Origin of the sequence: Superficieibacter sp. (genome assembly GCF_032071645.1) — a bacterium.
Lineage (GTDB): Bacteria > Pseudomonadota > Gammaproteobacteria > Enterobacterales > Enterobacteriaceae > Superficieibacter.
The window spans coordinates 464,669-478,745 of record NZ_DAMAPU010000001.1; the positions used below are offsets into that span (position 1 = coordinate 464,669).

Below are 14,077 nucleotides of genomic sequence, written 5' to 3' on the forward strand. Positions count from 1 at the left end.
TCACTCTTTCTCCATATTCAGCGGAAAATGACAGGCGTACAGATGGTTTTTAGCCCCTGTCAGACGCGGCGTTTCAATGCATTTACGCTGTGCGTAAGGGCAGCGGGGACCGAGGCGGCAGCCAATCGGCAAATGCTCCAGCAACGGGATCGCTCCCGGCATGGTATTAAGACGGCTTTTGTGCGGCATCGCGCTACCGAAATCGGGGATCGCGCGGATCAGCGCCTGGGTATAAGGATGATGCGGGGTGGTGATCAGATCCTCGCTCGGCGCAGTTTCTACCGTTTGTCCGCAGTACATCACGTTGATTTTATCGGCCCATTTGCTCAGCATTTGCAGGTCATGGCTAATCAGCAGAATGGTAGTGTTGTTATTTTGATTCAGCCGACTTAGCAGGCGGAAGATTTGCGCCTGGGTGGTTGGCTCCATCGCATTCGTGGGTTCATCGGCAATCAGCAGGCGCGGCTGATTTGCCAGCGCGATGGCAATCATCACCTTCTGGCATTCGCCGTCCGTCAGCTCATAAGGAAAGCTGCGTAGCACGTCTTTATGATCTTTAATGCCCACCCGGTGCAGCAGCTCGGTAGCGCGCCGTTTGCGCCAGCCCACGCGCTGCCACCAGCGGCCTTTGAAGGTCCAGCGAGGAATATTTTGCATCAGCTGGCGACCAATGCGCTCAGAGGGATCGAGGCACGATTGCGGTTCCTGAAAAATCATCGACACGTTATGACCGACCAGCTTGCGCCGCTCACGCACCGACAGACGCAGCAGATCGATATCGTCAAAGCGCATACGGTCAGCCGTTACCCGCCAGTTGTCTTTGGTCACGCCACAAATCGCTTTGGCGATCAGGCTTTTCCCGGAGCCGGACTCGCCGACCAGCCCGCGAATTTCACCCTCGGCAAGCGTCATACTGACGCGATCAACCGCTTTCACCCAGCCTTCGCCGGTTTTGAATTCGATGGTCAGATTGCGAATGTCCAGTAGCGGCATTATTCCACCCCCGCGTTAATCGCCCGGCGCAGGCCGTCGCCCAGCAGGTTGATCAGCAGCACGCTAAGCATGATTGCCGCGCCCGGCAGCATGACCGTCCACGGAGCCACGTAAATCAACTCCAGCGCGTCGCCAAGCATCGCGCCCCATTCCGGCGAGGGCAATTGCGCGCCAAGGTCGAGAAAACCAAGCGCGGCAATATCCAGAATCGCCATCGACAGCGCGCGGGTAATCTCCGTCACCATTCCGGCGGTGATATTCGGCAGTATCGCAAACCATAAAATATTCATTGTGGTCGCCCCGTCGAGCCGTGCGGCCACCACATACTCTTTTTCCAGCTCGTCATGCACCAGGCTGTATACCGAGCGAACCATACGCGGAAGAAGCGCCAGCCAGACGGCGAACATCGCATGTGAAAGATGCGGACCGGCAAACGCCACAACGATAATGGCCAACAGTAGCGACGGGAGAGAGAGCAGGGTGTCGAGAATATGATTCAGCGCCGCAGAGCGCAGGCCGTGAGTTGACCCGGCTACCACGCCCAGCACCATCCCGCAGAGGGTGGCGGCAAAAGTGACCAACAGCGCGCCGCCCACCGTTGGCGCTGCGCCGCTCAGCAGGCGGCTAAGCACGTCGCGGCCTAAATCGTCGGTGCCGAGGAAAAAGGAAACCTCGCCATAACGTGACCACGACGGCGGCAGCAGTTGATAGCCTAAAAATTGCTGGTTGATACCGTAGGGCGCAAACCAGTGGCCGAAAATACACAGCAACAGCAGTGCGCCACAACCGTACAGGCCGATCATGGCGGTGGTATCGCTATAAAATTTGCGCCACGCGGTGCGCAGCGTGCCGGGCGAGCGCTTTTCGCTATAAACGCTATCGTAAGGCATACCATTCCTTATGTTTCAGAGGGTTAGCCATAGCACCCAAAATATCAGATATCACATTAACAATAATGACCAGCGCGCCGATCACCATTACGCCTGCCGAAATCGCCGCGTAGTCCTGCTGGCGGATGGCGTTGATCAGCCAGCGCCCCAGCCCCGGCCAGCTAAACACCACTTCAGTGATCATCGCCAGCGTCAGCATGGTGGAGAATTGCAGGCCAAGACGCGGGATCACCGGTGGCAGGGCGTTATGCAGAACGTGGCGGCGCAGAATGGTGCGCCGTGACACGCCCCGCGTCGCAGCGGCTTTGATATAGTTCTGGTCAAAGACTTCAATGGTGCTGATGCGCATCAGGCGGATCACCTCGGTGGTCGGCGCGACCGCCAGGGTCAGCACCGGCAGAACCATATGCCGCAGGGCGCTCACGATCATTTCATCGCGCCACGGCGAATCAGACAGCCAGGCGTCAATGATGGCGAAGCCGGTCACGCTTTTGACTTCATAGAGCAGATCGAAGCGACCAGAAACCGGTAGCCAGCCGAGGGTCAGCGAGAAAAACAGCGTCAGCAGCAGCGCCAGCCAGAATACCGGAATGGAAAAGCCCAGCAGCGCCAGCGCGCTAATCAGATTGTCCTGCCATTTGTTACGGGTGATCCCCGCCAGCATGCCGACCGGAATGCCGACCAGCAGCGCAAAGCCGAAGGCGAGAATGCACAGCTCCATGGTGGCCGGAAACACCTCTTTTAACTGTTCAGAAATAAGCTGCCCGTTAATGCTGGAAACGCCAAAATCCCAGTGCAGAATACCGCTGAACCAGAACACCCACGCATTCCACAGCGACGCGCCCTGTAACGGCGCGTGGGGCGTAAAATAGCTCAGGCTGAAGCCGATAAAGGTCAATAAAAACAGCGTAACCAGCAACAGCAGCAGGCGGCGCAGGGTAAAAATAATCATGGTTTTTGCCCCTCTTCTTTTTCCCGCGAGACGCCAGCAAAAGAGGCGTTGCCAAACGGACTGAGCACCAGCCCTTTCATATCATAACGGTAGGCCTGAAGACGCAGCGACGAGGCCAGCGGTAACACCGGGAGCTGCGTGGCCAGAATATTTTGCGCCTCGTTGTAGGCATCAATACGCGACGCCAGCTGCTGCGAGGAGAGCGCTTTCAGCAGGACAGTATCAAATTCGCGATTACACCAGTGCGCGTAGTTGGTTTGCGAATTTATCGCCGCGCAGCTGAGCAGCGGGCGGAAGAAACTGTCCGGGTCATTACTGTCGGTCGCCCAGCCCGCGAGGGTCAGATCGTGGCTCATATCCATCAGCCGCGCTTCCTGAAAACGCCCCTCAACCGGCACGATATTCACTTTCACGCCGATATGCTCCATGTCAGCCTGAATCAGCTCCGCCATTTTTAGCGGGCTGGGGTTCCAGGCCTGGGAAGAGGTGGGGACCCATAGCTGAAGCGACAGATTTTCCAGTCCCAGCGCTTTAAGCTGCTGACGCGCCTTTTCGGGATTGTACTCGGTGATTTTCGCGTCGCTGTCATACGCCCACGACGCGCGCGGCAGGATCGACGCGGCGGTTTCGGCGGTGCCGTAATAAATGGACTGCATCAGCCGCTCGTTGTTAATCGCCAGCGCCAGCGCGTGACGCACCGCCGGATTATTCAGCGGGGCTTTATTGGTATTAAACGCCAGATAAGCGATATTCATGCCGGGGCGCAGGGTCAGCCGCAGGCGCGGATCGTCGCGCAGAATAGAGAGCTGGCTGGCGGCGGGCCAGGCGAGCACATCGCATTCTCCGGTCAACAGTCGCGAAAGACGTCCGGTGCCACCGGAACCGAGATCGACCACCACCTGCGGCATCAACGGCTCACCGCGCCAGAAATGGGGATGACGCTGCAAACGAATATACTGCCCGGCGCGATATTCATTGAGCTGATAGGGGCCGGTGCCGACCGGCTGGCGGTCGAGCAGTTCCTGATGGTCGGCTTTCGTCAGATCCGCTGCATATTCCGCCGACATGACCGACGCATAGTGCGTGGCCAGATGCCAGAGGAAAGAGGCGTCCGGGCGGGTCAGGCGAAATTCGACGGTGCGGTTATCCAGCTTGCGCACGCTTTCTACCGTATCGGCAAATTGCAGGCTGTCGAAGTAGGGAAATGCGCTGCCGTTAACGTTGTGCCAGGGATGATTGCGGTTAAAGATGCGCTGGAAGGTGAAAACCACGTCGTCCGCATTCAGCGTGCGGGTTGGTTTAAACCAGTCGGTAGTCTGAAACGCGACGCCTTCACGCAGGTGGAAACGGTAGGTCGCGCCGTTATCCAGCACTTCCCAGCGTTCAGCCAGTTCAGGCACCAGCCGGTAAGTATAAGGATCGACATCCAACAGCCGATCGTAAAGCTGGTCGGCGAGGGTATCCACAATCAGCCCGCTGCCCGCTTTTTGCGGATTAAAAGTGCTCACCTGCCCGTTCACGCAATAGACAAAACCGCTATCACGGATATCGGCAAGGGGCTTGGGGGCGGCATGAGCCAGGCCATAAAACAGGCCGACTGCCGCCACCAGAGAGGACAAAACCAGGCGCATAATTTTCAGGGTTTTCAGATTCGATCTGCAAAGTGTATCGCACTTACGGCGGCTGCGTAAAAATGTCTGCGGCAATTGCGCTAAATGTCGCCAGTTCAGGCGTTAAACGGCCTGAATCTGATGTTTTTTGAGCAGGGCGCGCAGCTGATGGTAGGTCAGACCCAGTAATTCAGCCGCTCGCTTTTGATTAAACCTCGCCTGATGCAGGCTTTTATTCAGCAGATCCCGCTCAAGATGATGCTGATACTGGCGAAGATCCAGCGGCAGCGCGGGGAGGGCGTCGGGCGTCGGCTCCTGCGGCGCGGACGGGGTAATGTCGCGCTGGAACGGATCGATAATAATGTCATCCAGCGGCGTTTCACTGCTGCCGTGGCGGTAGACTGAACGCTCGACCACATTTTTTAACTCGCGAATATTACCGGGCCAGCGATGGGCCAGCAGCGTGTCGCTGGCCCGCCTCGTAAACCCCGGAAACAGCGGCAGGCCGATTTCCCGGCACATCTGGATCGCGAAATGGTTCGCCATCAGCATGATATCGCTCTGCCGCTCGCGAAGCGGGGGAAGCTGGACCACATCAAACGCCAGCCGATCCAGCAAATCGGCGCGGAAAGCGCCTTTATTCACCATTTCTGGCAGATCGGCGTTGGTGGCGCAGACCAGCCGCACGTTGACCTGCAATGGCTGGCTGCCGCCCACGCGCTCCAGTTCACCGTATTCGATCACCCGTAATAATTTTTCCTGCACCATCATCGGCGCGGTGGCCAGTTCGTCAAGGAACAGCGTGCCGCCGTCAGCGCGTTCGAAACGTCCGGGATGACGCTTTTGCGCCCCGGTGAACGCGCCCGCTTCATGACCAAACAGCTCCGAATCGAGCAGGTTTTCGTTCAGCGCAGCGCAGTTCAGCGAAATAAACGGTCCCTGCCAGCGGGAGGAGAGGAAGTGCAGGCGGCTGGCGATCAGCTCTTTCCCGGTACCGCGCTCGCCGATGATCAACACCGGCTTGTTTAGCGGCGCGAGGCGTGAAACCTGCTCCAGCACGTCAATAAAGTTATTCGCTTCGCCCAGCAGGTTATCTTTGTATTCAGCCATGATGAAATTCACCACATATTAGCGTTATTCATCATTTAACTTTATGGTGCGATCGGTGAAAAAGCAATCACCATCTTTAAAATCAATAAGATATAAAACTGGCACGGCAGTTGCAATATTCCAGCAGCAGGGCACCGCCCGAATAATGAACATGAGTGAGGATTTTAATTATGGGTATTTTTTCTCGTTTTGCCGATATCGTGAATGCCAACATCAACACGTTGCTGGAAAAAGCGGAAGATCCGCAGAAGCTGGTGCGCCTGATGATTCAGGAAATGGAAGACACGCTGGTTGAAGTTCGCTCCACCTCCGCCCGTTCGCTGGCAGAGAAAAAGCAGCTGACCCGCCGCATTGAGCTTGCCACCGCGCAGCAGCATGAATGGCAGGAAAAAGCCGAACTGGCGCTGCGTAAAGATAAAGACGATCTGGCCCGCGCCGCGCTGATTGAAAAACAGAAGCTGACCGACCTGATTGCAACGCTGGAGCACGAATCCACGCTGGTGGATGAGACGCTGACCCGCATGAAAAAAGAGATTGGCGAGCTGGAAAACAAACTCAGCGAAACCCGTGCCCGCCAGCAGGCACTGACCCTGCGTCACCAGGCGGCAAGCTCCTCCCGCGACGTGCGTCGCCAGCTTGACAGCGGTAAGATTGACGAAGCCATGGCGCGTTTTGAATCCTTTGAGCGCCGTATTGACCATATGGAAGCGGAAGCCGAAAGCCACAATTTCGGTAAACAGCGCACGCTGGATCAGCAGTTTTCCGAGCTGAAAGCGGATGACGAAATCAGCGAGCAGCTGGCGGCACTGAAAGCCAGAATGAAGCAGGATAACCAATAATAATCTGGCGGCACCCGAGCGTGCCGCCGCTCAGACCCTGTAAGGAGAACACATGAGCGCGCTATTTCTTGCCATACCCCTGACCTTATTTGTGTTGTTTGTCCTGCCGATCTGGCTGTGGCTACACTACAACAATCGCTCGCGTAGCCAGACGCTTTCGCAAAACGAGCAGCAGCATCTGGTGCAGTTAACCGACGAGGCTAAACGGATGCGCGAGCGCATTCAGGCGCTGGAAGCTATTCTTGATGCAGAGCACCCGAACTGGAGGGATCGCTAATGGCCGGCATTGATTTGAACAAAAAATTGTGGCGCATCCCGCAGCAGGGAATGGTGAAAGGGGTGTGCGCCGGGCTGGCGCAGTATCTGGACGTGCCGGTCAAACTGGTGCGACTGATTACCGTGCTGGCGATGGTCTTCGGCCTGTTCTTTATTGTGGTCGTGGCCTACATCATTCTGACCTTTGTCCTCGATCCGATGCCGGAAGGGGCGAATGAGGGTGATATTCCCCCCACCAGCCGCGAATTGCTGGATGCGGTGGATCAGGAACTGGCAGCGGGTGAGCAGCGTCTGCGCGACATGGAGCGCTACGTCACGTCTGATACCTTTTCATTACGCAGCCGCTTCCGTCAGCTTTAATGACAACGAGGTACTGATGAACACGAAATGGCAAAAAGCAGGAACCAAAATGAAACCCGGTCTGAAAATTGCCGGTAAGCTGGTCCTGCTGACTGCGCTGCGCTACGGTCCCGCCGGGGTGGCGGGCTGGGCGATAAAATCCGTCGCCCGTCGCCCGCTAAAAATGCTGCTGGCGTTGGCGCTGGAGCCGCTATTGAACCACGCGGCGAAAAAAGTCTCTCGCCGTTACAATAAACCGCAGGAACCCCGGTGACCGTTCTGGTCACCGCAACAACCTTTGCACAATTTCCCGCCAAATTTGCGTTAGCTCACAAATCACAATTTTAGACGACTAAAAATCTTTTTTTGACCCTCCAGAGACCGGCTCACGGATTGACAGTTAAATTCCTCTGGAGTAGTCTCACTTTCCGTGGGACCGCTACCATGGGAAAAAGAAATGAAGGAAATAATTAATAAATTGTTAACCGATGTTTATGGCGAAAAATTTACGTCAGCGCACCGGGAAACATTATTTGATGCTCTTAATCGTACCCGTTCATTAATATCGCAGCAGCGTAAGCAGGCATGGGACGAAAGTGATGTGGTATTAATTACCTACGCCGACCAGTTTCACCACGCTGCCGCAAAACCTCTTCCGGTATTTAATCAATTTTATAATAAATGGTTTAAATCCGTATTTTCACACGTCCATTTGCTTCCTTTTTATCCATGGTCATCTGATGATGGATTTTCGGTCATCGATTATCATCGCGTGGACCCGGAAAGCGGGGACTGGGATGATGTCGCGGAATTAAAAACTCAGGCAAAATTAATGTTCGATTTTGTCTGCAACCATATGTCTGCGAAAAGCGAATGGTTTAACCGGTATTTACAGCAGGCTCCAGGTTACGAAAACTTTTTTATTGCCATGGACCCGGCGACGGATTTATCGGCGGTAACGCGCCCGCGTGCGCTGCCGTTGCTGTCACCGTTCACCCTGGCCGATGGTTCAGTACGCCATCTCTGGACCACCTTCAGTGAAGACCAGATCGATCTTAACTACGCCTGCCCGGAAGTCCTGCTGGCGATGGTGGATGTCCTGCTGCACTATCTGGTGCAGGGCGCCGACTACGTGCGTCTGGATGCGGTCGGGTTTATGTGGAAAACGCCCGGCACCAGCTGTATTCATCTGCCTGAAACCCACCAGTTAATCAAACTGTTCCGCGCCATCGCCGATGACGTCGCGCCAGGCACTGCGATCATCACCGAAACTAATGTTCCGCACCGGGACAATATTGCCTACCTGGGCAATGGGCAGGACGAAGCCCACATGGTTTATCAGTTCTCTCTGCCGCCGCTGGTGCTTCACGCAGTACAGCGTCAGGATGCTGGCGCACTGTGTGGCTGGGCGCAGTCGCTGACGTTACCTTCCGACAATACCACGTGGTTCAACTTCCTTGCCTCGCATGACGGCATCGGCCTGAATCCGCTGCGTGGCATTTTGCCGGAAGAAGAAATATTGCAGATGGTGGAGCAGCTCCAGCAGCAAGGCGCGCTGGTGAACTGGAAAAACAACCCGGACGGCAGCCGTAGCCCGTATGAGCTTAACGTCACCTACATGGATGCGCTAAGCCACCGCGAGGCCAGCGACGACGAGCGGCTGGCGCGCTTTGTCCTCGCCCATGCGATTTTGCTCAGCTTCCCCGGCGTACCGGCGGTTTATATTCAAAGTATTCTCGGCTCACGCAATGACTATGCGGGCGTCGAAAAACTGGGATACAACCGCGCTATTAACCGCCAGAAATATAATGATCTGGACATCGAACAGCAATTATCCACATCGGATTCACTGCGTAGCCGGGTTTATCATCGCCTGTCCCAGTTGATTGCGCTGCGTCGGCAGAATAAAGCGTTCCATCCGCAGAGCCAGTTTGCTATTTCAACGCTGAATCCCAGCGTAATGTTAATTACCCGTACCGCTAATAATGGCGAACAAATTACGGCGTTATTTAATATCAGCGAAAATGAACAGCATGTTGCAGTAAACGTTCAGGGCGGATTTGATTTAATCAGTCAACAAGCTGTTATGGAAAATCAGGTTACGCTGCGCCCGTGGCAGGTTGCCTGGATTAAAAAACAATAAAGGAACACCTTATGAAAACATCAAAAATAGCGCTGCTGGCAGCGCTGGTTTCCTGCACGCTGATTTCCGGTTGCAAGGATGATGAAAAGGCCAATGTCGCCATTGAATTTATGCATTCTTCTGTCGAACAGGAGCGCCAGGCGGTTATTACCCAGCTTATTGAGAAATTTGAAAAGGAAAACCCTGGCATTACCGTTAAGCAAGTGCCGGTAGAAGAAGACGCCTATAACACCAAAATAATTACCCTGGCGCGCACCGGCGCTTTGCCGGAAGTGATCGAAACCAGCCACGACTACGCCAAAGTCATGGACAAAGAGCAACTGATCGACCGTAAAGCGATTGGCAATGTGATTGCGGCAGTAGGGGAAGACCAGTTCTATGACGGCGTACTGCGCATCGTGCGCACTGAAGACGGCACCGCATGGACGGGTGTCCCGATCAGCGCCTGGCTTCAGGGCATCTGGTATAAAAAAGACGTCCTGGCAAACGCGGGCATTGAAGAACCGCATAACTGGCAGCAGTTGCTGGATGCCGCACAAAAGTTAAGCAATCCGGCGCAGAAAAAATACGGTATCGCGCTGCCGACGGCAGAAAGCGTGATGACCGAGCAGGCGTTCTCCCAGTTTGCGCTTTCAAATCAGGCCAACGTGTTTGACGCCAGCGGCGCGATCACTCTTAACACGCCTGACATGCAGCAGGCGCTGGAGCTGTATCGCCAACTGGCTGTCACCACCATGCCCGGCTCTAACGACGTTATGGAAATAAAAGATGCGTTCATGAACGGCTCTGCGCCGATGGCCATCTACTCCACCTACATCCTGCCTGCGGTGTTTAAAGAAGGCGATCCGGCCACGCTCGGCTTTATGGTGCCAACGGAAAAATCTGCGGCCGTATTTGGCACGATCACTTCTCTGACCATCAGCAACGGTCAGTCCGAAGAAGAAACGGCGGCGGCGGAGAAATTTGTCTCCTTTATGGAAAAAGCCGACAACGCGTCTGGCTGGGTCATGATGTCACCGGGCGCGGCGTTCCCGGCAACCAAATCGGTGGTGGATACCGCGCAGTGGAAAGAAAACGACGTGATCAAAGCCTTTGGCAGCTTGCCTGAGCAGCTCATCGCGCAGTATCCGCATATGCAGGTGTTCGGCGCGGTAGGGGACAAAAACTTCACTCGCATGGGGGACGTCACTGGCTCCGGGGTGATCAGTTCGCTGGTCCACAACGTCACCGTCGGTAAAACCGATTTACCGCAATCGCTTAAAGAGAGTCAGGCCCGGCTGGACGATCTGGTGAAACAACGTTAATGACCAGGATGGAAAGTTGTATGAAAGGGTGGTTTTCAGGTCGTTCGGATATGCCTTTTGCCATGATGCTACTGGCCCCCAGCTTACTGCTGCTGGGTGGCCTGGTCGCCTGGCCGATGATATCTAATATAGAAATCAGTTTCTTACGCTTGCCGCTTAACCCGCGCATCAGCTCGACGTTTGTCGGACTGGATAACTACATCCGCATTCTTGGTGATGCCAATTTCTGGCACTCGCTGTGGATGACGGTCTGGTATACCGCGCTGGTAGTACTGGGCAGCACCGCGCTGGGACTGGGCGTGGCGATCTTTTTCAATCGTGAGTTCCGCCTGCGTAAAACCGCGCGCTCGCTGGTCATTTTGTCCTACGTGACCCCGTCGATATCGCTGGTATTCGCGTGGAAATATATGTTCAACAACGGCTACGGCATTGTGAATTATCTCGGCGTGGACGTGCTGCATATTTACGATCAGGCTCCGCTGTGGTTCGACAATCCCGGCAGCAGCTTCTTTCTGGTGGTGCTGTTCGCCATCTGGCGTTACTTCCCGTATGCCTTTATTTCCTTTCTGGCGATATTGCAGACCGTGGATAAATCGCTGTATGAAGCGGCGGAAATGGACGGGGCTAACGCCTGGCAGCGTTTTATGATCGTGACGCTGCCCGCCATTATGCCGGTGCTGGCGACGGTGGTGACGCTGCGTACCATCTGGATGTTCTACATGTTTGCGGACGTGTATCTGCTCACCACCAAAGTCGACATTCTTGGCGTGTATCTCTACAAAACCGCGTTCGCCTTTAACGATTTGGGCAAAGCGGCGGCGATCTCAGTCGTGCTGTTCGTCATTATTTTTGCGGTCATTTTACTGACCAGGAAGCGGGTAAATCTCAATGGCAACAAATAAACGTACCCTGTCCCGTATTGGCTTTTACGTCGGACTGGCGGTGTTTCTTATCATCACGCTGTTTCCGTTTTTCGTGATGCTAATGACCTCGTTCAAAGGGGCGAAAGAAGCCATTTCCCTGCATCCGACGCTGCTGCCGCAGCACTGGACGCTGGAACATTACATCGACATTTTTAACCCGCTGATTTTTCCGTTTGTGAATTATTTCCGCAACAGCATGGTGGTGTCGATTTCGTCATCGGTGATAGCGGTCTTTCTCGGCACGCTGGGCGCGTATGCCTTGTCCCGCCTGCGCTTTAAGGGCCGGATGACCATCAACGCCAGCTTTTACACGGTGTATATGTTCTCCGGCATTCTGCTGGTGGTGCCGCTGTTCAAAATCATCACCGCGCTTGGGATCTACGACACCGAAATGGCACTGATCATTACCATGGTCACCCAGACGCTGCCGACGGCGGTCTTCATGCTGAAAAGCTACTTCGACACCATCCCGGATGAGATCGAAGAAGCGGCGATGATGGATGGCCTCAATCGGTTGCAAATCATCTTTCGCATCACCGTCCCGCTGGCGATTTCCGGGCTGGTATCGGTCTTCGTCTACTGCTTTATGGTGGCGTGGAACGATTACCTGTTTGCCTCGATCTTCCTCTCCAGCGCCAGCAATTTCACCCTGCCGGTCGGTCTGAACACGCTGTTCAGCACCCCGGATTATATCTGGGGCCGAATGATGGCGGCGTCGCTGGTTACGGCATTGCCGGTGGTGATCATGTATGCGCTTTCTGAACGTTTTATCAAAAGTGGTTTGACCGCCGGTGGCGTTAAGGGCTAAGGCGGCCAGTTTAAAAGGATATGGAAATGAAAAAGCTTGTAGCAACAGAGCCGCGCGTTGCGGCGCTGGTAGAGTACCAGGATCGGGCCGTCGAGGCTCACGAAGTTAAAATCCGCGTGATGTTTGGCGCGCCGAAACACGGCACCGAAGTGGTGGATTTTCGCGGAGCCAGTCCGTTTATCGACGAAGATTTTAACGCGGAATGGCAAATGTTTATGCCGCGTGAAGAAGGGGCGGCGCGGGGTATTGAGTTCGGTAAATTCCAGCTCGGTAATATGGTGGTGGGCGAAATCATCGAAAAAGGTGACAACGTCACGGATTATGCCCTCGGCGATCGCGTGTGCTGCTACGGCCCGCTGTCCGAGACGGTGATTGTGAACGCCGTCAACAACTACAAATTGCGCAAAATGCCGGAAGGCGCGTCGTGGAAAAATGCCGTGTGCTACGACCCGGCGCAGTTCGCGATGAGCGGTGTCCGCGATGCCAACGTGCGCGTCGGTGACTTCGTGGTGGTTATCGGTCTGGGGGCCATCGGACAGATCGCTATCCAGCTGGCGAAGAAAGCGGGCGCGTCCATTGTCATTGGCGTCGATCCCATCGAACACCGCTGTGACATCGCCCGTCGTCACGGGGCCGATTACTGTATGAGTCCCATCGGCACCGACGTGGGTCTGGAGATTAAAAAAATCACCGACAAACTGGGTGCGGACGTGATCATTGAAACCAGCGGCTACCCGGATGCGTTGCAGTCAGCGCTGCGCGGGCTGGCCTACGGCGGCACCATCTCTTACGTGGCGTTTGCCAAGCCGTTCAGCGCAGGCTTTAACCTCGGTCGCGAAGCGCATTTTAACAACGCGAAAATCGTTTTCGCCCGCGCCTGTAGCGAACCCAATCCGGATTATCCGCGCTGGAACCGCAAACGTATTGAAGAAACCTGCTGGGAACTGCTGATGAACGGCTACCTGGATTGTGACGATCTGATTGAGCCGGTTGTGTCGTTTGAAACCAGCGCCGACAGCTACATGAAGTATGTCGATCGCCAGCCAGATCTGAGCATCAAAATGGGCGTAACGTTTTAAGGTTAAGGAAAACATAAATGAAAATCGGTACACAGAATCAGGCTTTTTTCCCCAACGATATTCTGGAGAAATTCCGCTATATCAAAGAAATGGGCTTCGACGGTTATGAAATTGACGGCAAACTGCTGGTCGAAAACATTGAGGCGGTGAAAGCGGCGATCAAAGAAACTGGCCTGCCGGTCACCACTGCCTGCGGCGGCTATGATGGCTGGATCGGCGATTTTATCGAAGAGCGTCGTCAGAACGGCTTGCAGCAGATCACCCGCATTCTGGAAGCGCTAAGCGAAGTCGGCGGCAAAGGCATTATTGTCCCGGCAGCGTGGGGCATGTTCACGTTTCGTCTGCCGCCGATGGTTTCTCCGCGTAGCCTTGACGGCGACCGCAAAGTGGTCAGCGATTCGCTGCGGGTACTGGATAAAGTCGCCGAGCGCACCGGCACGGTGGTGTACCTGGAGCCGCTGAATCGCTACCAGGATCATATGATCAACACTCTCGCCGATGCCCGCCGCTATATCGTGGAAAACGATCTCCGCCATGTGCAGATCATCGGTGATTTCTACCATATGAACATCGAAGAAGACGATCTGGCGAAAGCGCTGCACGATAACCGCGATTTGCTTGGTCACGTGCACATTGCCGACAACCATCGCTATCAGCCAGGCTCCGGCACGCTGAACTTCAAACAGCTGTTCGATCAGCTGCGTAGCGACAATTATCAGGGCTATGTGGTGTATGAAGGACGCGTGCGGGCGGAAGATCCGGCTGCCGCATACCGTCAGTCTCTTGCCTGGCTGCGTGACTGCTAAGAGGT

The 14,077-nt window shown here is 55.1% G+C and carries 15 protein-coding genes; 10 read left to right on the top strand and 5 right to left on the bottom strand.

Translation table 11 applies throughout. The features are described 5' to 3' along the window. The 5 genes from sapD to pspF all read right to left on the bottom strand — a co-directional run bounded on the left by sapD (position 1) and on the right by pspF (position 5,555). On the bottom strand, positions 1 to 993 hold the full coding sequence (sapD, locus tag RT197_RS02435; RefSeq protein WP_312946913.1) for a putrescine export ABC transporter ATP-binding protein SapD: 993 nt from the start codon (positions 991 to 993) through the stop codon (positions 1 to 3). Continuing rightward, positions 993 to 1,883 (bottom strand): putrescine export ABC transporter permease SapC, encoded by an 891-nt coding sequence (gene sapC, locus RT197_RS02440; protein WP_312946914.1) that lies wholly within the window; start codon positions 1,881 to 1,883, stop codon positions 993 to 995. The genes sapD and sapC overlap by 1 nt, the downstream gene beginning before the upstream one ends. Beyond that, positions 1,870 to 2,835, bottom strand: coding sequence for a putrescine export ABC transporter permease SapB (sapB, locus tag RT197_RS02445; RefSeq protein ID WP_312946916.1), 966 nt, complete (start codon positions 2,833 to 2,835; stop codon positions 1,870 to 1,872). The genes sapC and sapB overlap by 14 nt, the downstream gene beginning before the upstream one ends. Beyond that, complete coding sequence (gene sapA, locus RT197_RS02450) at positions 2,832 to 4,466, bottom strand: ABC transporter substrate-binding protein SapA (RefSeq protein WP_312946918.1); 1,635 nt, start codon at positions 4,464 to 4,466, stop codon at positions 2,832 to 2,834. The genes sapB and sapA overlap by 4 nt, the downstream gene beginning before the upstream one ends. A 102-nt stretch (positions 4,467 to 4,568) precedes the next feature. Next, a complete protein-coding gene (gene pspF, locus RT197_RS02455) occupies positions 4,569 to 5,555 on the bottom strand; it encodes a phage shock protein operon transcriptional activator (RefSeq protein WP_312946920.1) in 987 nt (328 codons plus the stop codon). A 170-nt stretch (positions 5,556 to 5,725) separates the two neighbouring features. On the opposite strand from pspF, the gene pspA reads away from it, so the two are divergent. The 10 genes from pspA to RT197_RS02505 all read left to right on the top strand — a co-directional run bounded on the left by pspA (position 5,726) and on the right by RT197_RS02505 (position 14,072). Beyond that, complete coding sequence (gene pspA, locus RT197_RS02460) at positions 5,726 to 6,394, top strand: phage shock protein PspA (RefSeq protein ID WP_312946922.1); 669 nt, start codon at positions 5,726 to 5,728, stop codon at positions 6,392 to 6,394. A gap of 52 nt (positions 6,395 to 6,446) precedes the next feature. Continuing rightward, entirely contained in the window at positions 6,447 to 6,671 is a 225-nt protein-coding gene (gene pspB, locus RT197_RS02465; RefSeq protein WP_312946924.1) for an envelope stress response membrane protein PspB, read from the top strand. Continuing rightward, complete coding sequence (gene pspC, locus RT197_RS02470; protein WP_312946925.1) at positions 6,671 to 7,030, top strand: envelope stress response membrane protein PspC; 360 nt, start codon at positions 6,671 to 6,673, stop codon at positions 7,028 to 7,030. The genes pspB and pspC overlap by 1 nt, the downstream gene beginning before the upstream one ends. 16 nt (positions 7,031 to 7,046) lie before the next feature. Continuing rightward, positions 7,047 to 7,283, top strand: a complete 237-nt coding sequence (gene pspD, locus RT197_RS02475; RefSeq protein WP_312946926.1) for a phage shock protein PspD — start codon at positions 7,047 to 7,049, stop codon at positions 7,281 to 7,283. A gap of 183 nt (positions 7,284 to 7,466) precedes the next feature. Beyond that, positions 7,467 to 9,152 (top strand): sugar phosphorylase, encoded by a 1,686-nt coding sequence (locus RT197_RS02480; protein ID WP_312946927.1) that lies wholly within the window; start codon positions 7,467 to 7,469, stop codon positions 9,150 to 9,152. Between the two features lie 11 nt (positions 9,153 to 9,163). Further along, positions 9,164 to 10,456: an ABC transporter substrate-binding protein gene (locus RT197_RS02485; protein ID WP_312946928.1), complete on the top strand. Its 1,293-nt coding sequence runs from the start codon at positions 9,164 to 9,166 to the stop codon at positions 10,454 to 10,456. 20 nt (positions 10,457 to 10,476) lie between these two features. Next, entirely contained in the window at positions 10,477 to 11,358 is an 882-nt protein-coding gene (locus RT197_RS02490; protein WP_312946930.1) for a sugar ABC transporter permease, read from the top strand. Then, entirely contained in the window at positions 11,345 to 12,187 is an 843-nt protein-coding gene (locus RT197_RS02495; RefSeq protein ID WP_312946931.1) for a carbohydrate ABC transporter permease, read from the top strand. The genes RT197_RS02490 and RT197_RS02495 overlap by 14 nt, the downstream gene beginning before the upstream one ends. 26 nt (positions 12,188 to 12,213) lie before the next feature. Beyond that, positions 12,214 to 13,266 (top strand): zinc-binding alcohol dehydrogenase, encoded by a 1,053-nt coding sequence (locus tag RT197_RS02500; protein ID WP_312946932.1) that lies wholly within the window; start codon positions 12,214 to 12,216, stop codon positions 13,264 to 13,266. A gap of 17 nt (positions 13,267 to 13,283) precedes the next feature. Beyond that, entirely contained in the window at positions 13,284 to 14,072 is a 789-nt protein-coding gene (locus RT197_RS02505) for a sugar phosphate isomerase/epimerase family protein (RefSeq protein ID WP_312946934.1), read from the top strand. The last annotated feature ends 5 nt before the right edge of the window (positions 14,073 to 14,077 follow it).